The organism is Janthinobacterium sp. UMAB-56 (genome assembly GCF_900095265.1).
Taxonomy (GTDB): Bacteria; Pseudomonadota; Gammaproteobacteria; order Burkholderiales; family Burkholderiaceae_D; genus Janthinobacterium.
In genome coordinates this window covers 193568-216902 of record NZ_LT607656.1, presented here as the reverse complement: position 1 = coordinate 216902, position 23335 = coordinate 193568, and the positions used below count along the sequence as shown (strand labels likewise).

21 protein-coding genes and 1 other RNA gene are annotated in these 23335 nt (G+C 61.9%); 5 read left to right on the top strand and 17 right to left on the bottom strand.

Going from position 1 to position 23335, the window contains the following annotated elements; all coding sequences use genetic code 11:
• Positions 1 to 2: 2 nt before the first annotated feature.
• The 7 genes from murF to rnpB all read right to left on the bottom strand — a co-directional run bounded on the left by murF (position 3) and on the right by rnpB (position 7429).
• Entirely contained in the window at positions 3 to 1433 is a 1431-nt protein-coding gene (murF, locus tag K0F85_RS13870; RefSeq protein ID WP_219116631.1) for a UDP-N-acetylmuramoyl-tripeptide--D-alanyl-D-alanine ligase, read from the bottom strand.
• An 11-nt stretch (positions 1434 to 1444) separates the two neighbouring features.
• Entirely contained in the window at positions 1445 to 2953 is a 1509-nt protein-coding gene (locus K0F85_RS13865; protein ID WP_219116579.1) for a UDP-N-acetylmuramoyl-L-alanyl-D-glutamate--2,6-diaminopimelate ligase, read from the bottom strand.
• A gap of 8 nt (positions 2954 to 2961) precedes the next feature.
• Positions 2962 to 4740, bottom strand: coding sequence for a penicillin-binding protein 2 (locus K0F85_RS13860; protein ID WP_219116578.1), 1779 nt, complete (start codon positions 4738 to 4740; stop codon positions 2962 to 2964).
• A complete protein-coding gene (gene ftsL / locus K0F85_RS13855) occupies positions 4740 to 5009 on the bottom strand; it encodes a cell division protein FtsL (protein WP_010394930.1) in 270 nt (89 codons plus the stop codon). The genes K0F85_RS13860 and ftsL overlap by 1 nt, the downstream gene beginning before the upstream one ends.
• On the bottom strand, positions 5006 to 5977 hold the full coding sequence (gene rsmH, locus K0F85_RS13850; protein ID WP_219116577.1) for a 16S rRNA (cytosine(1402)-N(4))-methyltransferase RsmH: 972 nt from the start codon (positions 5975 to 5977) through the stop codon (positions 5006 to 5008). The genes ftsL and rsmH overlap by 4 nt, the downstream gene beginning before the upstream one ends.
• A 9-nt stretch (positions 5978 to 5986) precedes the next feature.
• Positions 5987 to 6415, bottom strand: coding sequence for a division/cell wall cluster transcriptional repressor MraZ (mraZ, locus tag K0F85_RS13845; protein ID WP_219116576.1), 429 nt, complete (start codon positions 6413 to 6415; stop codon positions 5987 to 5989).
• A 659-nt stretch (positions 6416 to 7074) separates the two neighbouring features.
• An RNA gene (gene rnpB / locus K0F85_RS13840) (RNase P RNA component class A) lies at positions 7075 to 7429 on the bottom strand.
• Positions 7430 to 7653: 224 nt separating this feature from the next.
• Between rnpB and K0F85_RS13835 the strand changes: the two genes are divergently transcribed.
• Positions 7654 to 9357: a thiamine pyrophosphate-binding protein gene (locus K0F85_RS13835; protein WP_219116575.1), complete on the top strand. Its 1704-nt coding sequence runs from the start codon at positions 7654 to 7656 to the stop codon at positions 9355 to 9357.
• 71 nt (positions 9358 to 9428) lie between these two features.
• Here the strand turns inward: K0F85_RS13835 and K0F85_RS13830 are convergent, their stop codons facing one another.
• From K0F85_RS13830 to K0F85_RS13785, 10 genes are all read right to left on the bottom strand, one after another.
• Positions 9429 to 9992 (bottom strand): hypothetical protein, encoded by a 564-nt coding sequence (locus tag K0F85_RS13830; RefSeq protein WP_219116574.1) that lies wholly within the window; start codon positions 9990 to 9992, stop codon positions 9429 to 9431.
• 150 nt (positions 9993 to 10142) lie between these two features.
• Positions 10143 to 11246, bottom strand: coding sequence for a porin (locus tag K0F85_RS13825; RefSeq protein WP_219116573.1), 1104 nt, complete (start codon positions 11244 to 11246; stop codon positions 10143 to 10145).
• A gap of 976 nt (positions 11247 to 12222) precedes the next feature.
• The gene (locus K0F85_RS13820; RefSeq protein ID WP_257572762.1) at positions 12223 to 12687 is read right to left on the bottom strand and encodes a nuclear transport factor 2 family protein; all 465 of its coding nucleotides are present in this window, start codon (positions 12685 to 12687) and stop codon (positions 12223 to 12225) included.
• Positions 12684 to 13451, bottom strand: a complete 768-nt coding sequence (locus K0F85_RS13815) for an SDR family oxidoreductase (protein WP_219116572.1) — start codon at positions 13449 to 13451, stop codon at positions 12684 to 12686. Before K0F85_RS13815 ends, K0F85_RS13820 begins: the two co-directional genes overlap by 4 nt.
• On the bottom strand, positions 13448 to 14008 hold the full coding sequence (locus K0F85_RS13810; protein ID WP_257572761.1) for a DUF3833 domain-containing protein: 561 nt from the start codon (positions 14006 to 14008) through the stop codon (positions 13448 to 13450). The genes K0F85_RS13815 and K0F85_RS13810 overlap by 4 nt, the downstream gene beginning before the upstream one ends.
• Positions 13996 to 15276 (bottom strand): MFS transporter, encoded by a 1281-nt coding sequence (locus tag K0F85_RS13805; RefSeq protein ID WP_219116571.1) that lies wholly within the window; start codon positions 15274 to 15276, stop codon positions 13996 to 13998. Before K0F85_RS13805 ends, K0F85_RS13810 begins: the two co-directional genes overlap by 13 nt.
• On the bottom strand, positions 15273 to 15821 hold the full coding sequence (locus K0F85_RS13800; protein WP_219116570.1) for a chalcone isomerase family protein: 549 nt from the start codon (positions 15819 to 15821) through the stop codon (positions 15273 to 15275). The genes K0F85_RS13805 and K0F85_RS13800 overlap by 4 nt, the downstream gene beginning before the upstream one ends.
• 2 nt (positions 15822 to 15823) lie before the next feature.
• Complete coding sequence (locus K0F85_RS13795) at positions 15824 to 17071, bottom strand: class I SAM-dependent methyltransferase (protein ID WP_374198699.1); 1248 nt, start codon at positions 17069 to 17071, stop codon at positions 15824 to 15826.
• On the bottom strand, positions 17068 to 17865 hold the full coding sequence (locus tag K0F85_RS13790) for a DUF1365 domain-containing protein (protein ID WP_219116569.1): 798 nt from the start codon (positions 17863 to 17865) through the stop codon (positions 17068 to 17070). The genes K0F85_RS13795 and K0F85_RS13790 overlap by 4 nt, the downstream gene beginning before the upstream one ends.
• Positions 17855 to 19168, bottom strand: coding sequence for an NAD(P)/FAD-dependent oxidoreductase (locus K0F85_RS13785; protein ID WP_219116568.1), 1314 nt, complete (start codon positions 19166 to 19168; stop codon positions 17855 to 17857). Before K0F85_RS13785 ends, K0F85_RS13790 begins: the two co-directional genes overlap by 11 nt.
• A 166-nt stretch (positions 19169 to 19334) precedes the next feature.
• On the opposite strand from K0F85_RS13785, the gene K0F85_RS13780 reads away from it, so the two are divergent.
• The 4 genes from K0F85_RS13780 (at position 19335) to ftsX (ending at position 23208) form a co-directional block, all read left to right on the top strand.
• Entirely contained in the window at positions 19335 to 20315 is a 981-nt protein-coding gene (locus K0F85_RS13780) for a MerR family transcriptional regulator (protein ID WP_257572760.1), read from the top strand.
• Positions 20316 to 20480: 165 nt separating this feature from the next.
• The gene (ftsY, locus tag K0F85_RS13775) at positions 20481 to 21539 is read left to right on the top strand and encodes a signal recognition particle-docking protein FtsY (RefSeq protein ID WP_219116567.1); all 1059 of its coding nucleotides are present in this window, start codon (positions 20481 to 20483) and stop codon (positions 21537 to 21539) included.
• An 8-nt stretch (positions 21540 to 21547) separates the two neighbouring features.
• The gene (locus K0F85_RS13770) at positions 21548 to 22291 is read left to right on the top strand and encodes a cell division ATP-binding protein FtsE (protein WP_219116566.1); all 744 of its coding nucleotides are present in this window, start codon (positions 21548 to 21550) and stop codon (positions 22289 to 22291) included.
• Positions 22288 to 23208 carry a permease-like cell division protein FtsX gene (gene ftsX / locus K0F85_RS13765; RefSeq protein ID WP_219116565.1) on the top strand — a complete coding sequence of 307 codons (921 nt, stop codon included), beginning with the start codon at positions 22288 to 22290 and terminating at the stop codon, positions 23206 to 23208. The genes K0F85_RS13770 and ftsX overlap by 4 nt, the downstream gene beginning before the upstream one ends.
• The last annotated feature ends 127 nt before the right edge of the window (positions 23209 to 23335 follow it).

Below are 23335 nucleotides of genomic sequence, written 5' to 3'. Positions count from 1 at the left end.
GATTAGTGAGCTTCCTTGTTATTGTTGTTTGAACCAATCAAATGCTGCACGGCCCGCTCCATCTTCATGAAACGGGAGCCCTTGATTAATACTGTTGCATCCGAGCGGCTTGACAAATGCGCATCGAGCGCCGCCAGCAAACCGTCGAACTGTTCGAAATACTCCACGACCGTGCCCGATTCCTGGCTGGCGGCTTCCTGCGCCGGATTGACCAGATGGCGCGCCAGTCCACCCGTCGCCAGCACGTGTTCTATGCCTTTGGCGGCGGCGTAGGCGCCGATCTCTTCGTGGAACTGCTGCCCCTGCGTGCCGACTTCGCCCATCTCGCCCAGCACCAGGATGCGTGGTGCTGGGGCCTGCGCCAGTACATCGATGGCCGCGCGCGCCGAATCCGGATTGGCGTTATACGTGTCGTCGATGATGGTGGCGCCATTGGCGGCACGTTTTTTCTGCAGGCGGCCATGCACGGGAGAAAACGCCTCCAGGCCCTGCTTGATATATTCGATGGCAATGCCGGCGCCAATGGCGCATGCCACGGCCGCCAGCGCATTGCGCACATTGTGTTCGCCTGCCGCCTGCAAGCCGACGAAGAACTGGCGCAGGCTGCCGTCCTGTGCGCGCACGCTGACGAACAGGTCGCTGCCAAAATCCTCGGCGGCGCGGTGCGTGCAGCTGACATCGGCCTCTTTCGACAGGCCGAAGGTGATGACGGGTCGCGCGCCGGCCAGTTCGCGCCACAGGGGCGTGAATTCATCGCCATGCGGGAAGACGGCCACGCCATCGGCGGCCAACGCCGCCAGCGCTGCGCCGTTTTCGCGCGCCACCGCTTCCACGGTATGCATGAATTCCTGGTGCTCGCGCTGTGCGTTGTTGACCATCGCCAGGGTCGGCGCGGCGATCGCTGCCAGGCGTGCAATTTCCCCCGGATGGTTCATGCCCATCTCGATGACGGCCGCCTTGTGTCCGGCGTTCAGGCGGAACAGGGTCAGGGGCACGCCGATCTCGTTATTCAGGTTGCCGCGCGTGGCAAGCCGGCCTTCTTCGCCAAAGGCCGCCGCCAGGATGGATGCAATCATTTCCTTGACGGTGGTCTTGCCGTTGCTGCCGGTAACGCCGATGACGGGCAAGCTGAAACGGCCGCGCCAGTGGTTGGCGATGCGGCCCAGTGCGACCAGGGTATCGGCGACCACGATGGCCGGCACCTTGCCACTGTCCCAGCCTGCCGGCAGGCGCTCGACCACCACGGCGGCGACACCGCGCGCGGCCACCTGGTCGAGGAAATCGTGGGCGTCGAAACTCTCGCCGCGCAGGGCGACGAAGAGCGAACCGGCTTGGGCGCTGCGGCTGTCGGTGCAGACGCCATCAAAAACGGCGTCGCCCGTCAGCTGTGCGCCGTCCAGCGACGGCATCAGTTCGGCCAGGCTGGCGTGCATGAGGCGGTCCATCAGTTCGTCCTCATCATCGTCAGGCGCGCGGACAGGGCAAGCTGCGCATGGTCGGCATCGGAAAACGGCAGTTTCTTGCCCTTGATTTCCTGGTACGGCTCATGGCCCTTGCCCGCCAACAGGATCACGTCCGGCTTGGCTGCGTGCTTGATGGCCGACAAAATGGCCCCGGCGCGATCTTCGATGGCTTGCGGCTGCGGGCCGTCGGCACGCATGCCGGCGACGATCTGCGCGATAATGGCGTGCGGGTCTTCGCTGCGCGGATTGTCGCTGGTGACCAGTACGTGATCGGCCAGCTGCGCAATGGCGCCCATCTGCGGACGCTTGCCCGGATCGCGGTCGCCGCCGCAGCCGAACACGCACCACAACTGACCGCCCCGCTCCTGCGCCACCTGGCGCAAGGCAGCCAGGGTTTTTTCCAGTGCGTCCGGCGTATGCGCGTAATCGATGACGACCATAGGCGCTTCCTGGCCGCCCACTTGCTGCATGCGGCCTGGGGCCGGTTGCAGGGATTCGATGCCGTCGATGGCGGCGCGCAGGCCGGTGCCATGCGCCAGCAAGGCGCCCAGCACGGCCAGCGCATTGCTGATATTAAAGTGGCCCACCAGCTGCGTCTTGACCAGCGCCACGCCCAGCGCGCATTCCAGGTGGAAGTCGGTGCCGGCATGGCGGCTGCGGAACTGGCTGGCGCGCAGCATCAGCACGCCCGGCAAGTCGGGCAAGGCTGCCGCATCTTGCAAGGTATAGCCTATCACCGGATATTCACCGGCCAACTTGCCTTCCACGTGGCGCGCCAGGCGCAGGCCCATGGCGTCATCGAGGTTAATGACAGCCGTTCTCAGGCCGGGCCAGTCGAACAGCTTGACCTTGGCCGCCTCGTAGGCCGCCATGTCGCCATGGTAGTCGAGGTGATCGCGCGTCAGATTGGTAAACATGGCGACATCGAAATGCATGCCGGCCGCGCGCTCCTGGTCCAGGCCGATCGACGACACTTCGATGGCAACGGCTTTGGCACCGGCGTCGCGCATGGCGGCCAGCTTGCGCGCCAGCAGCACGGCGTCCGGCGTGGTGTAGCCGGTGACGTCGAATTCGATGGCGCCGCGCGGCTTGCACAGGCCCACGCCCAGAGTCCCGATGACGGACGAGGTTTCACCGAGGCGCGCCAGGGCCTGCGCCAGCCATAGCGCGCACGAGGTCTTGCCATTCGTGCCCGTCACGCCGGCGCTGAACATGGCGCTGTCGGGCATGTTGTAAACAGCATGCGCCACGGGGCCGGCCAGGCGTTTCAGGTCGCTGACCAGCAGATGCGGCACGCTCCATGCGGCGTTCCATTCAACGGCGTCATGCACGATGGCGGCGGCGCCCTGCTCGATGGCGGCGTCGATGAATTGGGTGGCGTCCGCATAGGCGAAAAACACGTCGCCGCGCTGCACGCGGCGCGAATCGGACGTCAGCTGCCCGGACGGGGCAGCCGTTTTGATCCACAAACTGATGTCTTGTATGGTCATGAGTGACTTCACATGGCCTCCGGGCCGGCATTGGCCGGGACCACGATTTCGGTAACGGAGGAATCGGGCGGTACGTTCATCGCGCGCAGCGCGTTAGTCGCAATCGCCGCGAAAGCGGGAGCGGCAACCTGGCCACCATAGTGGGCCGGGCCGGTCGGTTCATCGATCATCACGGCAATGATGAAGCGCGGCGCCGACATCGGCACCATGCCCACGAACGAACCAATATATTTGCGCGGCATCGCATAGCGGCCGTTTTCAACTTTATAGGCGGTACCCGTCTTGCCGCCCACGCGGTAGCCGGCGACCTGGGCGCGCTTGGCCGAGCCGTGCGCGCCGGAGACCACGAGTTCTAGCATGGCGCGCATTTCGGCGGCCGTCTTCGGCTTGATCACTTGCTGGCCCACGGGCAATTCATTGACCTTCTGGAACGACAGGGGAATCGTGTCGCCGTCGCGCGCGAACATCATGTAAGAGCGCGCCAGCTGGATCAGCGACACGGAAATACCGTTACCGTAGCTCATGGTCGCCTGCTCCACCGGGCGCCACGATTTATACGGACGCACGCGGCCGGCCACGGCGCCGGGGAAGCCCCATTTCGGCTGCTGGCCGAAGCCCACCTTGGTAAACATTTCCCACATTTCCTGTGCCGGCATGCCCAGCGCGATTTTCGAGGTGCCGATGTTCGACGACATTTCGATGATTTCGGAAACATTGATCACGCCGTGCGGCTTGGTGTCGGTAATCGTGCGGTCGGCGATGGTGTAGCGGCCAGGGCCAGTGTCGATCAGGGTGGTCGGCTTGACGCGGCCCGTGTCGAGCGCCAGCGACACCGTGATCGGTTTCAGGGTCGAACCGGGTTCAAACGTATCGGTCATGACGCGGTTGCGCAGCTGCTGGCCCGTGAGCTTGCGGCGGTCATTCGGGTCGTAACTGGGGTAATTGGCCAGGGCCAGCACTTCGCCCGTATGCACGTCGAGCACCACGGCGCCGCCGGCCTTGGCGTTGAACTTTTCCACCGCCTCCTTCAACTGCGTGAAGGCGATATACTGGATCTTGCTGTCGACGGACAGAGTCAGGTCCTTGCCGTCATGCGGTTCGTGGATGAAACCGATGTCTTCGACGATGTGGCCAAGGCGGTCCTTGATCACGCGGCGGCTGCCGGTGGTGCCGACGAGAGTTTTCTGCTGCGCCAGTTCCATGCTTTCCTGGCCCACGTCTTCCACGTTGGTAAAGCCGACCACGTGGGTCATCACTTCGCCCTGTGGATAAAAGCGCTTGTATTCCTTGCGTTCGTCAATGCCGTCGATGCCCAGCTTGGAAATCTTGTCGGCCACGTCCATCTCGACCTGGCGCTTGAGGTAGACGAAGCTGCGGTCCGAATCGAGCTTCTTGCGCAAGTCATTGACATTCATTTCCAGCAGGCCGGCCAGCGCATTGATTTTTTCGGGTGACGCCTGCAGCACGTCGTCGGGAATCGCCCAGATGGCCTTTACGGGCACGGAGGAAGCGAGTACCTGGCCATTGCGGTCGGTGATCTTGCCGCGCGTGGCAGGCAATTCCAGGGTGCGTTCATAGCGCGCCTTGCCCTGCTTTTGCAAAAACTGCGTCGACACGCCCTGCAGCCACAGGGCGCGCACGCCCAGGCCGGCGAAAGCGAAGAACAGCAGGAACAGCACGACGCGCGAACGCCAGACGGGCAGACGCACCGCCAGTACGGGGTTCTTCGAGAATGGCACGCCTTTCGATGCCGCCACCCGGCCGTTGCTGTTACCGCCCAACTTCATTATTCGCCCTCCGTCAGGTATTGCGTACGCGCCGCCGTCAGCGGCGTCATGCTCAGGTCGCGCCGTGCGATCGCTTCGATGCGTTCATGCTTGCCCAGGGTGGACTGGTCCAGTTGCAGTTGCGCCCAGTCGATGTCGAGTTGGCGCGACAGCGCTTGCGCGCGTTCCAGGTCGATCAGCAGGTGGCGCGACTGGTACTGCGCGTTCACCAGCGACAGGCCGCAGCACACCAGCAGGGCCGACAGCACGACACATAGCTTGCCAGTCATCGGGAGCCGCCACTAACTGGAAGGGGCAAACGCTGCGCCACGCGCATCACGGCCGAACGCGAGCGCGGGTTGCCCTCGATCTCGGCGACGGACGGCTTCATTTTCGAAATCAGCTTCATTTCCGGCTGCGGCAAGTCGACCGCGCGGATCGGCAGACGGCGGTCAGGCTGCTCCACGTTCGCCTTCGAGGCGAAGAAGCGCTTGACCATGCGGTCTTCCAGCGAATGAAAGCTGATCACGGCCATGCGCGCGCCGGGCGCCAGGCAGGCATATGCCTGATTCAGACCGACCTCGAGATCCTCGAGCTCTTTGTTAATGAAAATGCGTATGGCCTGAAAGGTGCGGGTAGCGGGGTCCTTACCCTTCTCGCGGGTCTTGACGGCGCCTGCCACGATGCCGGCAAGCTGTCGTGTGCTTGAAATTGGCTGGACTGCCCGGCCAGCAACAATCGCCTTTGCAATCTGAAAAGCAAACCGTTCTTCCCCATAATCGCGTATCACTTTCTCTAAATTCTGCTCGGTTTCCACCGCCAGCCACTCGGCTGCGGAGATGCCGCGCGTGGTATCCATGCGCATGTCCAGCGGTCCGTCGTTGCGGAAGCTGAAACCGCGCGCCGCGTCGTCGACTTGCGGCGACGAGATGCCCAGGTCGAGCAGGATGCCGTCCACCTGCTGCACGCCCCGTTCGGCCAGGCTGGCAGTCATGGTGGCAAAGCTGTCGTGGACAATCTGAAAACGCGGGTCGCCGATCTGTTCGGCTGTGGCGATGGCCTGCAAGTCCTTGTCGAAGCCGATCAGGCGCGCGTCTGGCGCCAGGCGCGACAAAATCAATCGGCTATGGCCGCCGCGGCCAAACGTGCCGTCGACATAAATGCCGTGCGCGCGGTCACCCGACAGGTCGAGCGCATCGACCGCTTCATCGAGCAGCACCGTGCGATGCTGAAATTCCGGCACCGTGAGTTGTGTCATTACGGAGCCTTAGAAAGAAAAATTGGAAAGTACATCGGGGGTGCCGGCATCGATCGCCTGCTGTTCTTTGTCGGCCAACTTGGCGGCATCCCATATTTCAAAGTGGCTGCCCATGCCGATCATCATGACTTCGCGCGACAGCCCGACGGCGTTGCGCAATTCAGGCGAGATCAGCACGCGGCCGGCCGAGTCCAGTTCGACATCGACGGCGTTGCCGAGGAAGATGCGCTGCCAGGCGCGGGCGGACATGGGCCAGGCGGCGATTTGCTGGCGGTGGCTTTCCCACACGGGACGGGGGAAAAACAGCAGGCAGCCATCAGGGTGTTTGGTCAGGGTCAAACGGCCTTCGCATTGAATCGCCAGCGCGTCACGGTGCTTGGCAGGGATAGACATCCTGCCTTTGGCATCGAGATTGAGTGCGGACGCGCCTTGAAACACGGAAGACCTTTTTGAGCTTGGGTTGCGACGCTTGCGCATCACGATAAAAAGGGAAAATTTCCCACAAAAACACACTTTTTCACACAGTTGCCCACTTTAGAGGAAGCAAAGATAGTGGTCAAGCGGTTTCCGATTGGCAAAACAGGAATTTTATTAATGAAATTAAGGACTTAGCGCATATCGTTGAAGGAGTCTCAAATAAAAATATATCGATAAATTAGATACTTATGAAAGATAGTGAATGTGCTACCTCATCTGCACACATGTGTTTTCCTACCGTAAACATCGAAAAAAACGAAATCGAAAAATTGAATTTTTTACAGTTAGTTGACACATGACAATACTTTCGTCATCCAGGCACAACAGCAATCAAGCGCAGCGAAAGACTTGGTTTAAAGCAAAAAATAATCGTCCATGGCGCGTAAAAGCCCTGTTTTCCGGGGCCAGCCTGTCACAGGAAAACTTTTTTTGCAATGCAGCAATTAATTCGATTCAGGAAACTTTAACCAATTGTTCATTTTATTTGTATATACAACTTTATCTTGAATGCTATCATTTTAGAAACAAAAAAAGCCCCGTTGCGGGGGCTTTTTGGCGGCACGCAGCAAGCAAAGCGCTGCGGCCGAAATACTCCCTGGCGGGCCAGGAAGCACGAATTCAAGTGAAGCAGGCCGGTAGGCCGGATTTTGTTACGGCGCTTTCCCTTGCAGGTTGGCGCTATGACAGTCATTCCTCTAGGCGCCAGATTACTCGGGCGCTCAAGCTTTCTACCCGCACGCTCCGCGAGCAGCATCATCGCGTGCCTATTTGAAATTGCACCAGGTGGAGGTTACCGCGTTTCACCGTAACTTAATACGCTCGTCTCTGTGGCCCTATTCCTCGCCTTATACCATGGGCTAACTGCGCTTGCGGCTTTCAGCGGACGGCCGTTAACCGTCACCCCGCTCTATGGAGTCCGGACCTTCCTCCCGCCAGCGCATTGCTGCGCCAGCCAGCGACTGTCTGGCCTGCTTCACCCGCCATTGTACCGCGCCGCAGCATGTTTCTGCAAAAAGGCCTGTGCAGGCGCGACACCGCTGGTCGGGGTCCGGCCCGGGGGATTGTGTAATTCGGTGTCGCCATTTCAAAAGCCGGGCCAAATTGGCTCACATAGAATGAGGCAAGCTGCTTGCATGCAAGCGCATGCGCACCGCTTGCCCCCACTTCTTTGCCACCCACTAGAATATAAAGAGCCGAACATGACGCAACAACCCCGTACCGGCGGCCAGATCCTGGTCGATGCCCTGCAGATCCACGGTGTCGACACCGCCTTTGGCGTGCCTGGCGAAAGCTACCTCGACGTGCTCGATGCCCTGCACGATTCGGGTATCCGCTTCATCATCAACCGCCAGGAAGGCGGCGCCGCCTTCATGGCCGAAGCCTACGGCAAGCTGACGGGCAAACCGGGCATCTGCTTCGTCACGCGGGGACCTGGCGCCACCAACGCCTCGATCGGCGTGCACACGGCCTACCAGGATTCCACCCCGATGATCCTGTTCATCGGCCAGGTTGGCAATGATTTCGTCGACCGCGAAGCGTTCCAGGAAATCGACTACCGCCGCATGTATGGCCAGATGGCCAAGTGGGTAGCGCAGATCGACCGCGCCGAGCGCATCCCCGAATACCTGGCGCGCGCCTTCCAGGTAGCCACCAGCGGGCGCCCCGGCCCCGTCGTGCTGGCCCTGCCGGAAGACATGCTCATTTCACTGGCGACGGTGGCTGACACGCGCGCTTACCAGCCGGTGCAGGCGGCGCCCTCAGAGGCGCAACTGCAGCAGTTGCGCGCCATGCTGGCGACCGCCAAGCAGCCGCTGGTCTTGCTGGGCGGCACCACCTGGACGCCGCAAGCGTGCGCCGACCTGCAACAGTTCGCGGAAAACAACCACCTACCCGTCGCATGCGCCTTCCGCTTCCAGGACTTGCTCGACAATGCCCACCCGAACTACATCGGCGACGTCGGCATCGGCATCAACCCGAAACTGGCCGCGCGCGTGAAAAATGCCGACCTGGTCATCGCCATCGGCCCGCGCCTGGGTGAAATGACGACGGGCGGCTACACCCTGTTCGACTCGCCCGTGCCGCGCCAGCGCCTGGTGCACATCCATACGGACGCCGAAGAGCTGGGCAGTGTTTACCAGGCCGAACTGATGATCAACAGCGGCATGCCGCAAGTCTGCGCCATGCTGACCGCCATGGCCCCCGTCGACGCTTCCGCATGGAAACATACACCGGCCGAAGCCAAGGCCGAGCTGACTGCCTACCAGCAGCGTCCGCCCATCTTCCAGGATGGCCAGGCAGCGCTGGACCTGTGGCAAGTGACGCAGGAAATCATGGCGCAGGCACCTCTTGATACCATCCTGACCAACGGCGCCGGCAATTACGCCTCGTGGGCGCACCGCTTTTATCGCTACGGCGGCATGCGCACACAGCTGGCGCCGACGAATGGCGCCATGGGCTATGGCGTGCCGTCCGGCGTGGCGGCCAAGATCGTGCATCCCGAGCGCACCGTGATCACCTTTGCCGGCGATGGCGAATACATGATGAATGGCCAGGAACTGGCCACCGCCGTGCAATACCGCGCGGGCGTGGTCATCATCGTCTTCAATAACCAGATGTTCGGCACCATCCGCATGCACCAGGAACGCGACTACCCGGGGCGCGTGTCTGGCACGACCCTGCACAACCCGGATTTTGCGGCGTTGGCGCAAGCCTACGGCGCGCATGGCGCAGTGGTGAATACGACAGAAGAGTTCGCTCCCGCCCTGCAGCGGGCGCTGGCGCACGCCAGGGCGCACAACTTGCCGGCCCTGATCGAGCTGCGCTACGACGGCAACCTGATCACGCCGAATGCCACCCTGGCCACCATCCGCGCGACGGCGGAAAAGGCGCAGGCGGCCAAATAAGCCACTGCAACCCTGAAAATAACAAAGGCCCGGTCGATACCGGGCCTTTTTCATTTTAATACGCCAACGAGCTACGCTGCGGCGGGCGCGGGTGCGTTCTCTTGCACTGGTTCCGCCGGCGCCACTTCGGCCGGTGCTTCCGGCATGCGCGGGCATGGCGTGCAATTTTTCAAGGGGCGGCCAAAATCGCGCACGCGGCTCAATTTCATGGGCATGCGCACATTGCCGCCGCAGTAATCGCCTTCCAGGGTCAAGGTCTGCCCGTCCTTGGAAAACTTGCCGACGATGGTGCGCTCTTCGCTGTCGGCGCCGGTGATGGTGAAATCGAAGGCGCCCGTGGCGGCGTCCAGGTTGACGTCGTTGGCCACGATGGGCCAGCTCAGGGCGCCCGCCGTAAATTCATAGATGACGGAATCGGCTTCGGCAAAACGGTGCAGGGTCACGCGCTGGCCACCGATTTCGCCGCTATCTTTTTGCAGGCACAGGTCGGAGTAGACGGCCACGCCGTAGCGCTCCAGTCCGGCCGGCTCTTTGCCCTTGACGGCAGCGACAGCGGCGCCCGTGGCGCCCGCGAAAAACAACGCGCCCAGCGCTGCCAGCATGACGGCCGGGCGCGGCGAGGTGAATGAATACATGGCATTCCTTTACTTGAGTAACAGCGCCATTATAGCTGGCGCCGCCCATGCAAAAACGCGCCGCCAGGCCGAAGCCAGACAGCGCGTTTCTTTGCTTGCAGCATCCCCGAAGGGATGCCTCAGCGGTACTAAGCTTCGCTTGCGCGAATATTAGAACGAGTGACGAACACCAACGTTGAACGCTTGGTCGCCCGAACCAACATTGCTGTTGTTACCAACGGTGTAACCAGCGTTGTTTTTGTTCGAGATTTTAGCGTACGAAGCGTAGGTGCTGGTGCGCTTCGACAGAGCGTACGAGTAGCCCACTGCGAACTGGTTCGCATCGGCGTTCGAGGCGCCGTTTTTGTCGTTGACGTGGATGAACGAAGCCATCACGGTGCCGGCTGGACCAACTGGTACGGTTGCGCCGATCAGGGCGGTGGTGCTGTCGTTGGTCAGGCCACCGGTCGATGCGATGTTAAACAAGTCACCAGCGCTGGCGTTGTTACGGGTCGAGCTGTTGTTGCCTTTGTTGACGCCGTATGCAACATACGCTTTCGCTACTGCGAAGTCGTAGTTAGCGGCTGCCAGCCAGTTGCGGGCGCTGCCTGCTTCAGCAACGGTCGTGGTCAAGCCCACCTGTTTGTCGTTCGACGTGTTGTTGTATGCCAGACGTGCGTTCAAAGGACCGTTAGCGTAGCCAACCGACGCGCCCATTTGGCGACCGATTTTGCTCGACACGTTGCTTTCGGTGCCGTTGTTGGCAGCGCTGTACGAAACGTCAGCGTCAAAGCCGCTGAAGTTAGGCGACGAGTACATTACGGTGTTGCTGGTACGGGTCGTGCCAGCTGGGAACAAGTTCTTGGCGGAACCAGCGTAGCCAGCTGCGAATGGATCAGCAACTTTCGACAGGGTGTTGTACCAAGGGGTGTATTGACGACCCAGGGTTACGGTACCAGCCGTTTTGCTGCTCAGGCCAACGTAGGCTTGACGACCGAACAGAGCATCACCATCTTGCGAACCGGAATCAACTTTGAAACCCGATTCCAGAACGAACAGTGCCGACAGGCCGCTGCCCAGATCTTCGGTGCCTTTGAAGCCCAGACGGGAAGCCGAAGCAACACCGCTATCGATTTTGTTGGTGGTGCCGGCTTTGCCGCCGCGCTCGCTGACGAAACCAGCGTCAACGGTACCGTAGATAACAACGCTCGATTGAGCTTGGGCTACGCCAGTGGCTGCTGCCAGGACTGCCAGGGTGATCAGAGTTTTTTTCATTGCGATTTCCTTTAATTTTGAAGCAAAAAGTAATACAGCCTATGCATCTCGAGCTGCGCTCTAGCAGAGCGCTTTTTATGAGTGAGGGCAAGGTCTCCACCTGCCACATTGCTGTTCCGGTCAGAGGAACAATTCATATCGGTATCGGCACGCTATTGCACCGATAAGCTTGAAGGCTGCAGAGCGACCGTATTTTCGTGCGCCGGTTCGGTGCTCAAAGGGCACCGGAAGCGGCACTATAACGACCGTTTCACATTCCATCAAGTTCCAACATGTTACTTCCGGTACCAGGCCACGTGCTTTTTTCAGGCATCCCGACCATCGCCAACCGTACTACGCGGTAGAGCCAGTGCCCCTTGCCAACCAATGCATTGGCCTGATTGACCATTCCATCATAGCGCATGCCATGTTGATACCCGTTGTATAAGTGCAACAGTATCGGGCGCATGATTAAAACGACAACATGCTTCACCCATCATTTTCCCTCCACGACTTACACGACAAAGCGTGCAATTTGTCAGGCGATAATGGATAAACGGGACGAAGCATACACGGCATCGTGAATGTTTGCTGACGGAGGCCCAAAAATGGGAAATAATGCGCCCCATTTTGGTGCATTGCCGCATTAATCAGGGGCGTAGCTGCGATTTCGGACGTCGGCGCACGCGTCAGAAAACTAGGTAGAGTAACAATAAAATTACTGACTTTCCGGTAATTTAAATTGCTCACATAGAAATGTTTTTCATGTTTTCCAGCACGCGGGCCGGGTCACTGCCTGGACCGGATGAGGACGACTCTTGCTTGCAAATTCCGCATCAATTGAAACAATTTCTTACAATGTTGCATTCTCAATATTTTGACATGGATGTGTCAAAAAAACGACACATTGACCGATATCAAGTTTTCCACGGCCCAATTCCATACGAATTGCTTTTTCTTTTACGCATTTTTTGCTTAAAAACATCAAGAAAAATGCTTAGCGCTGGCTTGCGCGCCGGAGCATGCGCATGAAACCGCCCAGCAAAGGCAGTTTTTCATACAATTCTTCCGCCACATCCCAATAATCCCGGTGCAATACCACGCGTCCCTGGGCATCGAAGCGCAGATGTGTTGCGCCACGGATACATTGTTCGCCAGAGAGCAGGCGTTTCATGCGAAAACGGAACTCCCATGTCAGGAACGCTTGCTGCCCCTGCCCCAGGCTTTCCAGCACGACAAACCGGGGCGCATCGACTTGCACGAACATATGCTCGAAGATAGCCAGGATGGCGGCATGGCCCACTACCTCATTGAACGGGTCCTTGAAGCGGGCGTCCGGCGCGTACACGGCGCCCAGCTGGGCCAGGCCCTCCGGGCTCAGGTGCTCGTAAAACGCCACCAGGCGCGCCAGCGGCCCTTCCACGCTTGGCGGCGTGTGCTGCATATCCGGCTCGCCTGTCATAGGCCCGTCACCTTGCGGATCAGCCAAAAATAGGCGCGGTACGGCAACAGCCGCGCCAGGCGCATGGTATTGGTAAAGCGCTTGGGAAAGTGGATGTGGAACTGGCCCCGCTCGATGCCGTCGAGCATGGCGGCGGCCGCAGCCTGCGCCGTCATCAGGGCGGGCATCTTGAAATCATTATCCGCCGTCAGGGGCGTGGCGACGAAGCCAGGATTGATCTGGTACACATCGATGCCACGTGGATGCAAGTCCAGGTAGAGCGACTCCGTCAGGTTGATCAGCGCGGCCTTGCTGGCGCCATAGGCGAGCGCCTTGGGCAAGCCGCCATAGCCGGCTACCGAGCCGACGATGCCGATGCCGCCGCTGCCCTGACGCAACAGCCATGGCAAGGCCTGTTCCAGGCAATTAAAGACGCCGCCCACATTCAAGGCCAGCAAACCCTGCGCTGCCTCAAGGTCGAAGCTATCGGCGCGCATGGCCTGATAGCCGCCAGCGACTACCAGTATCAGGTCGATATGCGTCCACTGCTGCTGCAAGTGTGCACAGACGGCCCGCAACTGCGCCGGTTCGGTGATATCGAGCGGCAAGGCCTGCGCCAGCGGGTATCCCTGACATCGCTGTTCCAGGCTGGCGCGGTGGCGGGCTGACAAGGCGACGCAGGCGCCCTGCTCCAGCAGCGAGGTGGCGCAGGCGGCGCCGATACCGCTGGAAGCGCCGATGATCCACACGTGCTTGCCGGCCCAGCTGCTGATCTTGCGATTCATGGGGCCGCCTGTGGTCGCTTGCTGAACGATAAAGTAACGGCGCCCAGGCTGAAGCCGAATTTACTCATGGCGGCGCGGTTGAGCATGACCTTGTCATCCATCAGGAACATCCAGTCCTCGAAGTCGACGTGGTAGACCGTGCCATCGACGGGCAGCGCCAGCACGTATTGCCAGCGCAGCGCATTGCCGGCCACTTCGCCGATGGCTTCCCCGATCACGTCGGGCGCCGTGCCGAGGAAGCGCCCGGGCGCCGTCTTGCGCAAGGTCCACACGCGCCGTTGACGGCTGCCATCCGAGTACGTGAAATCCTCGTCCAGGGTACCCGTCTCGCCCGCCCAGCTGGCCTGCATCACCACGGTGAACCGTTTGACCACCTTGCCAGAGCGGTCCTGGAAGATGCCGTGGGCATCAAGCGTGCCGTTGAAGTACTGTTGCAGGTCCAATGCCGGCAGTTCATGCGCGTACATGGCCGGCGTGGGCGGCGTGGAACAGGCGGCCAGCCCCAGCAACAGGGCTGCCAGCGGCAGACGACGTTTGCAATAAGTCATGAAGCGCATGCGCGATTCTCCAGGTGGTCACTATATATATGTTGCAAGGGCGCGCGCCACAGCAGGAGCGCCGCCAGCAGTTTCAGGGCGCAGGGCAGCAAGGCATACGCCGCCGACAGGGCCGGCAAGCCGCCGCTGCTGCCCGGCACATAACCGAGCCAGGCCAGCAGGGGCAAGGCGATGCCGGCCGCCAGCGCCAGGCTCATCTGCACGCCCCAGTTCCACCAGCCAAAATACGCCGCTTCGTGCCGGCCCGCATGACCGGCCGCGCCGATCAGCCCTGCCAGCAAGGCCGGCGGCAAGGCCAGGTCGGCGCCCAGCGCCAGACCCGACAGCAGGCAGATTGCGGCAAAACCCCAGGCGGCGCCCGCGCCCAGCCCATATGCCCAGACAAACACGGTAGCGGCCATCAGCATGGCGCCGCCCCAGGCACGCGCTTCGCCAAAGCGGCGCGCCAGCGCCACCCACACGGGCATCGAGGCGGCCGCCGCGCAAAAGTAGACGATCAGGAAAGGTCCTGCGTAATGGCCCAGGCGCAAGTAATCGGTGGCAAAGAACAGGAACAGGGTGGCGGGAATGGCGGCGGCCACGCCATTGACGAGCAGGATGGCAAATAGCCAGCGAAACGCGCGCTGGCGCAATGGCAGCTTCCAGCCCTTGCCGGAGACCGCTGCCTCGGCACTGCGCAAGGCGGGACGCGGCGCGCGCGCCAGCAACAGCGCACCCGCCGCCAGCAGGCAGGTGGCAAAGGCCAGCGACAAGCCGTCATAACCGAGCACGGAAGTCAGCCCTGCGGCCAGTATCACGCCGAGCAAGCCACAGCCTTCGCGCACGGCCGTCACCCGCGCGCGCTGCGCGCGCTGCTGACTCAGGGCCGCGCCCCAGCTCTGGTGCGCGATGCCAGCCAGGCCATAGGCGCTATACACGAGCAGCAAGGCTGCCAAAAACCAGGCCAGGGTGGCCGCTTGCGGCAGGGACGGCGGATGGAACAGGGCGCCAAAGCCCAGCAGCAGCAACGGTAGGGCGGCGCCGATATAGACGGCATAGCTGCGCTTGCCGCGCGCCATCCAGGCCCCGAGGGCAGGATCGATGAAGGCGGCGGCGATGCGAACCGCCAACAGCACGGCGCCGATTTGCGCCAGATCAAGACTGCTGCGCTGCGCATAAAACGGTGCCACATATATATAGATCGGCAGCGCCAGCATGGCCAGCGGCAAGCCGAACAGACCATACTGGAACAAGGCCGGCAAGCTCAAAGTGCTGGCCCCGGCATTCATGGCAGCGGCGCCGCACTCTGCAGCAAGGCCGCGCGCAGCTTCGGTGCCGTCGAGGCAGGCGACAGCCAGATGGCGAAAAAGGCACGCGCGAAGTCGCCATCGTTCACGTCGGCCAGCACCTTGCCATCGAGGTAAAAGCGCACGCCGGGCGCGATGCCGGCACGGTAAGCGCCCGCGATGCGCTGGTCTTCCTTGACGTCAGGAAAGATGCGCTGCATGGTGGCCAGCCACGCCAGGCGCTGTGCTTCCGTGCCCGCGCCGACTTTCTGCATCTGTTCATAGCTGGCCTCGGCGATCTTCTTGCCGTCGAGGGCGCGCGCGTAGCGCAATTCCAGCACGAAGGGTGCCGTTGCCGACGCCGCGCCCTGATAACCTTGCGCACCCACCCAAAGTTGCGCGCGATAAATACGCATGCCGAACCATGTGTATTCGCCCTCCCCCGCCAGCCGGGCTTCGGGCACGTCGGCGGCGATAAAGGCAGGCGGCGCGGCCATGGCACCGGACATGCTCAACAACAGCACAACAGCGGCAAGCAAGCGGCGCATGGTCAATCCTTGATCAGGGTAAATTGCATCACATCCGTGTTGTGCGCCTGGAAAGCGGCCTCGCAATACGCGAGGTAAAACTCCCAGGTCAGCAGGAAACGGCCATCGAATCCCTGCTTTTCCAGCGCCGTGCGCTGGGCCAGGAAGCTGGCGCGCCACTGGCGCAGGGTTTCCGCGTAATCGAGGCCAAAGCTGAAGGCGTCCGCCACGCGCAAGCCCTGCGCTTCGGCGGCGCGGCGAAACTCGGCGGGCGATGGCAGCATGCCACCCGGGAAAATGTATTGCTGGATGAAATCCGTGCTCTTGCTATAGCGCTCGAACAAATCGTCGGCGATGACGATGGTCTGGATGCAAGCCCGTCCGCCTGGCTTGAGGTTGCGCGCCACGCACTCGAAATAGCCGGGCCAGTAGCTTTGCCCCACCGCTTCGAACATCTCGATCGAAGCGATGGCGTCGTACTGGCCATGGCTGTCGCGGTAGTCGCACAGCTGCAAGTCGGCCTGCCCTGCCAGCCCCGCATCCTGGAGGCGCTGGCGCGCATACGCCAGTTGTTCGGTCGACAAGGTCAGACCCGTCACGTGGGCGCCATAGTCACGCGCCGCCGTTTCCGCGAAGCCACCCCAGCCGCAGCCGATTTCCAGCACGCGCTGGCCCGGCTGCAGCTGCAGCTGGTCGGCGATGCGCGCGTATTTCGCGCCCTGCGCCTGCTCCAGGCTGGCGCCTTCGGTAAACAGGGCGCTCGAATACGTCATCGACGGGTCTAGCCATAGCTGATAAAAGGCGTTGCCGATGTCGTAATGGGCGTGGATATTTTTCTTGCTGCCGGCGCGCGAATTGCGGTTGAGCAAATGCCGCAGCTTGTAGACCAGGTTGCCCCACCAGTTGCCGTAGATCAGCGATTCCATTTGTGCGCGGTTGCGTATCATCAATGCGATCAAGCCCGGCAAATTATCGGTGCGCCAGTCGCCGTCGATAAACGTTTCCGCAAAGCCGATATCGCCCGAGCGCAGGACGGCCGCACACAAACGCCAGTTGTACAAATCCAGGGTGACGGGAGGGCTGCCGTCGCCATACAGCAAGATACTGCCGTCAGGCGTGCGCAGGCGCAGGGCGCCGTATTGCAATTTTTCCAGCAGGCGCACTATCATGCGCCCGGAAGCGGGCAGGTCCAGGTGCGTGTGGTCGTGCGGGTGCGTGGGGCACGCGCTGCTGCGCGCCTGCAGGCCGGTCGGCAGGGAATCGGAGCTCATCGTGACACCTTTTCTTGTGGAGGGTGGGGTTTGCTGAAAAACGGCACGCGGCGCAGCCACAAGCGCAAGGCTTGCCAATGGATGCGCGCCATCACGCCAAACGTCATCAGGGGGTAGCGCAGCAAGGCCCAGGCGATGGCGCCATCGCGCAGCGGCTGCGCCGTGCCGGACAAGCTCGTCTGCAACACCAGGCCATCGAGGTCGTCGTAATCGATCCGGGCCAAGTGGCGCTCGCGGTCTTGTTCGCTATTGCGCAGGAAACGGAAGCGGTACTGGCCTTCCACCTTGCAAAACGGCGACACGTGGAAAATTTTCTTGGCAACCAGTTCGCTGCCATACGCGATGGAGCCCCCCTCTTCCAACAGATACAGATGGCGCTCGCCGAAGGTATTGCGCACATCGCAGACCACGGCGCGCAGCGCGCCATCGAGCCGGTGGCAAAACCAGAAACTGACGGGATTGAAGACATAAGCGAACATGCGCGGCATGGTTTGCAGCCAGATTTCGCCGTCAGCGTCCAGCACGCCGTGTTGGCGCAGCAAGGCATCGATCCAGTCCAGCAGCGGCGTGCTCCCATCGCCATGGTCGCTGTCGCGGAAAGCCAGCACGTTGGCCCGGTTACGGGAAATCAAGCGGGCTGGAAAATCCCGCATCCCCATGCTGCGCAAGGGCAGGCGCAGATAGAAAATGCCGTAACTGAAAGCATGCACGCGCGGACGCAGCCGCGCATGGCGCACCTGTCCCATACACAGCTGGGGCTGCGCCTGTGCGGTTGGCGCGGGATCACGCGGCATGGCCGAGCTCCGCCGACGCCAGGCCCAGCAGGCTTTGCGCCACGGCCAGGCCCGACTTCAAGCCGTCTTCATGGAAACCGTAGCCCGTCCAGGCACCCGCGAACCAGGTGTGCTGCGCACCCTGGAAGCCGGCCAGTCGCGCCTGGGCGGCAATGGCCGCGCCATCGAACACGGGGTGGGCATAGGAAAACTCGTCGATGATGGTCGCCGGATCCGGCTCGTCAAGCGGATTGAGCGACACCATGACGGGCGTGCTGAACGGTAGCGGCTGCAACTGGTTCAGCAAATAATGCACGCATACTTGCGGCGCCTCGCCTTCCGCCACTGCCGGCCGGCCCTGGTAATTCCAGGCCGACCAGGCGCGGCGACGCTGCGGCAGGCAGGATGCATCCGTATGCAGTACGGCCCGGTTCGGCTGGTAGCGCACGGCTTCGAGCACGCCGCGCTCGTCGTCGCGGATATCGGCCAGCAAGGCCAGCGACTGGTCGCTGTGGCAGGCAAGCACGACATGATCAGCATGCTCGACGCCGGCGGCCGTATGCAGCTCGACCATGCGCGCGCCGCCGTGCGGCTGGCGACGCACGGCCAGCACGGGGCACGCCAAACGCTGCTGCGGTATGCCCGCCAGCAGTTTCTCCACATAAACGCGCGAGCCACCGCGTACCGTGCGCCATTGCGGCCGGTCGCTCACTTGCAGCAAGCCGTGATTGTGGCAAAAACGGATGAAAGTAGCCAAGGGAAAGGCCAGCATCTGACGCGCCGGGCAAGACCAGATACAGGCAGCCATCGGCAGCAGATACCAGTGGCGAAACTCGTCGCCATAGCCGTGCAAATCAAGAAACTCGCCCAGCGACAGGGCCGGCGCCGGCAGGCTGGCCGTGGCCAGGGCGCTGGCCTGGCGGTTGAAACGCACGATATCGCGCAGCATGCGCAAGAAGGCGGGGCGCAGCAGATTGCTGCGCTGGGCAAACACGGTGTCCAGATTGGCCCCTGCCCATTCCAGCACGCGGGCATCGGCCGAGCTGCCCAGCGGCATCTTCACGGAAAACGACATGTCGCTGTTGGCCGCCTCGACACCGAGTTCGTCAAATAGTTGCACCAAGTTCGGGTAAGTGGCGTGATTAAACACGAGAAAACCCGTGTCAACGCCATGCGTGACACCATCGAGCGTGACATCCACCGTGTGGCTGTGACCGCCAAAGTAGTCGCCCGCCTCGTACAAGGTGACGTCCTGGCCCGCTTGCGCCAGGCGATAGGCACACGACAATCCTGCAATTCCTGCTCCGACGACGGCAATTTTCATGAGTACACCTGTATTGATTTTGTCCTGGACAAAACTAGCCTCTTGGATAATCGATGAAATATTGACTTATGTCAATGAGCGCCCTCGCTCGTTCAAAAACTTATACGTAGGCAATTTCCAATCGGATTCAGCTATTTGGCCTGGGGCGGCGGAAGGCGTAAAATGCATGCCACGTTCTTCCGCAAGCGAGCAAAGCCACCCTGGTATGGATACTGATCTGCAACCTACTTCCGCCTTCAGCATCAGCGATGTCGAACGCGACACCGGGCTGGCCAAGGAAACCTTGCGTGTGTGGGAGCGCCGTTACGCCTTTCCCCAGCCCCGGCGCGACGCCTTTGGCGAGCGCAGCTATCCGGCCGAGCAAGTGCAAAAATTGCGCATGGTCAAGCGCCTGCTGGACCTCGGATTTCGTCCGGGAAAAATCATGCAGCACAGCACAGCGCAACTGCAGCAACTTGCCAGCGTCGGCAGCGCGGCGCCGTCCTTGCGGCAACCGCAACTGGCGCACTACCTGGACCTGTGCCGCGGCCACCGGATGGCGGAACTGGGCGACGCCCTGCGCCAGGCGCTGGCCGTGCTGGGCCTGAGAGCGTTCACCATCGAGGTCATCGCCCCGCTCACGGGCATGGTGGGTGAAGCGTGGGCCTGCGGCGAACTGGCCGTGTATGAAGAGCACCTGTATAGCGAAACCTTGCAAACGGTGATGCGCCATGCCATTTTTTCCCTGCCACAAGCGAGCAGCCCGTCCACACGCACGCCGCGCATCGTCCTCAGTACCTTGCCGCAGGAGCGTCATGGCCTGGGGCTGCTGATGGCCGAAGCGCTGTGCGCGGCGGCCGGCGCTCATTGCATGTCGCTGGGAGTGGAAACGCCGCTGACGGACATCGTCGCGGCCGCCCGCGCGCAACGGGCCGACATCGTGGCCTTGTCGTTTTCCAGCGCCAGCAAGCAAAGGCAGACGCGCGACAGCCTGCAGCAACTGCATGCAAGCTTGCCACCAAGCATGGAATTGTGGGCCGGCGGACGCAGTCCCGTGCTGAGCCGGCAGCCGCCGCCATTTCTGCATGTGCTGGACTTGCGGCAAGTCGACGAAAGCATCGCCGACTGGCGCCGCCGCCACCAGGCGCACGCCCTGCAAACCCACTGAACCAGCTGGAAAGCGCGGCAACTGCGGCGATCTCCGTGGATAGCGGTGCAATGTTGCCAATCGAACAGTAAAGCATGAAGGGCCGGGCGCGCTCTGGTAGAATAGCCCGTAACAACAGTGTCCGGCGCCGCCGGGCCTTAGGTCAGCACCCGCCACCACACATCCATGTTTAGTTTCTTCAAGAAAAAACCCATCGCTCCCGAGGCTGCACCAGCCGAGCCACTCGTTCTTCCTGCCGCCACGCCGCCTGCACCGCAGCCTGCCGCCACGCCCCTGAGCGGCGCGCCGGCCGAACGCGTGCCCGTCATCGTAGCCGCCGAACCCGAGAAAAAATCGTGGATGACGCGCCTCAAGGCCGGCCTGTCGAAAACCTCGAATACCTTATCCGTGCTGTTCGTCGGCGCGAAAATCGACGACGCCCTGTACGAAGAGCTGGAAGCGGCGCTGCTGATGTCGGACGCCGGCATCGACGCCACCGAATTCCTGCTCACGGAATTGAAGAAAAAGGTCAAGGAAGACAAGCTGCTCGACGCCGCAGCCGTCAAAGCCGCGCTGAAAGTGCTGCTGATCGACTTGCTCTCGCCGCTGGAAAAGCGCTTCGAGCTGGGCCGCCACAAGCCGCTGGTGATGATGATTTCCGGCGTGAATGGCGCCGGCAAGACCACCACCATCGGCAAGCTGGCCAAGCACATGCAGTCGAACAATCAATCGGTCTTGCTGGCTGCGGGCGACACCTTCCGCGCCGCCGCGCGCGAACAACTGATGGTCTGGGGCGAGCGCAACAACGTCACCGTGATTTCGCAGGAATCGGGCGACCCGGCCGCCGTAGCCTACGACTCCGTGCAATCGGCCAAGGCACGCGGCATCGACGTGGTGATGGTCGACACGGCAGGTCGCTTGCCGACGCAGTTGCACCTGATGGAAGAATTGAAGAAAATCAAGCGCGTGATCGGCAAGGGCATGGATGGCGCGCCGCATGAAACCCTGCTCGTCATCGACGGCAACACGGGACAGAACGCCTTGACGCAAGTGAAAGCCTTCGACGATGCCCTGCAGTTAAGCGGCCTGGTGATCACCAAGCTGGACGGTACCGCCAAGGGCGGCGTGCTGGCGGCGATTGCCCGCGTGCGCCCCGTGCCCGTGTATTTCATCGGCATCGGTGAGAAAATTGAAGACTTGCAGCCTTTCGTGGCTGCCGAATTTGTCGAAGCGCTGCTCGGATAAGCCTATACATGATTGAATTTCAGCACGTCTCCAAGCAATACTCCGCCGACGCCGTGGCGCTCAGCGACATTTCGCTCAATATTGCCAAAGGCGAGCTGGTGTTTTTAGCGGGCCCGTCCGGCGCCGGCAAGTCCACCTTGCTGAAAATGATCGCCGCCATGGAACGCCCGACCTCGGGCAAGCTGATCGTCAACGGCCAGGACATGGCGAAGATCAAGCCGGCCGGCGTGCCGTTTTTGCGCCGTAACATGGGCCTGATCTTCCAGCAGCAAAAGTTGCTCAACGACCGTTCCATCCTGGCCAACGTCATGCTGCCGCTGCTCGTCGTCGGCGCCCACAAGGCCGCTGCCGAGCAGCGCGCGCGCGCCGCGCTCGACAAAGTGGGCCTGCTCGACCGCGCCATGGCGCGTCCGCTGTCGCTGTCAGGCGGCGAGCAGCAGCGCGTGTCGATCGCGCGCGCCATCGTCAACCGGCCGCAAATCATCCTGGCCGACGAACCGACGGCCAACCTGGACCGCGCCAGTGCCAACAAGGTGCTCGACGCCCTGAAAGCATTTCATTCGGTGGGCGTGACCTGCCTCATTTCCAGCCATGACGAACAGATGCTCGACGCCGCCGCCCGCGTGATCCACCTGAAACACGGCCAGTTGGTGGCCATCGACAAGGCCACGCAAGCACCCGTCTTCGCCCCGCCCGATCCCGATTTTGCGCCGCCCCCCGGCCCGGACGACGCGCAGGGAGAACAGGCATGAGAGGCTGGTTCCGTCAACACCGCTTCGCCCTCGGTTCGGCGCTGATTCACTTGCGCAAGTCGCCGGGCGGCTTTTTACTGAACGTGCTGGTCGTCGCCATCGCCCTGTCGCTGCCGTTCGCCGGCTTGACCATGCTCGACAATGTGCGTCCCATGTCGGAACAGATGTCGGTCGACCCGGAAATCAGCGTTTTCCTGAAGATCGACACGCCGCGCGAGCAAGCCGTGGCCCTGGCCAGCGCCATGCGCAAGATCGTGGGCGCGCAAAAGGCGAAGATCGTCTTCATCGCGCGCGAACAGGCGCTCGACACCCTGAAAAACAAGAACGGCCTGGCCGACGTGCTCAGCACCCTGGGCGACAATCCCCTGCCCGACAGCTATGTGCTGAAACTCGATGCCTTCAGCAGCGCCAGCGAGGCGCAGGACGTCGATGCGGTGGCGGAACAGTTGCGCCAGCTGCCCTTCGTGGAATCGGCACAAGTCGATTCGGCCTGGGTCAAGCGCCTGGCGGCCCTGCTGGGCGTGCTGCGCCTGGTGCTGCTGCTGCTGGCGATCACCCTGGGGGTGGCCGTGATCGCCGTGGTCTTCAATACCATCCGCCTGCAAGTGATGCAGCAGCGCGATGAAATCAGCATCTCGAAATTGATCGGCGCCACCGACACCTTCATCCACCGCCCCTTCTATTACACGGGCGCCCTGCTGGGCCTGTGCGCCGGTGCGCTGGCCCTGGGTGCCGTGGCGCTGGCCTTGCAACCGCTGAATACGGCGATTGCCGAGTTTGCCCGCCTGTATGCTTCCGAATTCCAGCTGGTGCCCCTGGCGCCGCTGCCGATGGCCGGCTTGCTGGCCGTCAGCGCCGGCTTGGGCCTGATCGGCGCCTTCCTCTGCGTGCAGCGCCACCTGGCGCGCCTGAACTGACCTCCCCTCCCATGGCGGCGCCTGCGGTGCCGCCATGCGTCCCCATGCTGATGTTATCTTGATATTTAGCAAGTATTCTTAAGGTTCGCTTCAGCCAGAGGCCGTAGACTGGCTACGCTGTCGTGTC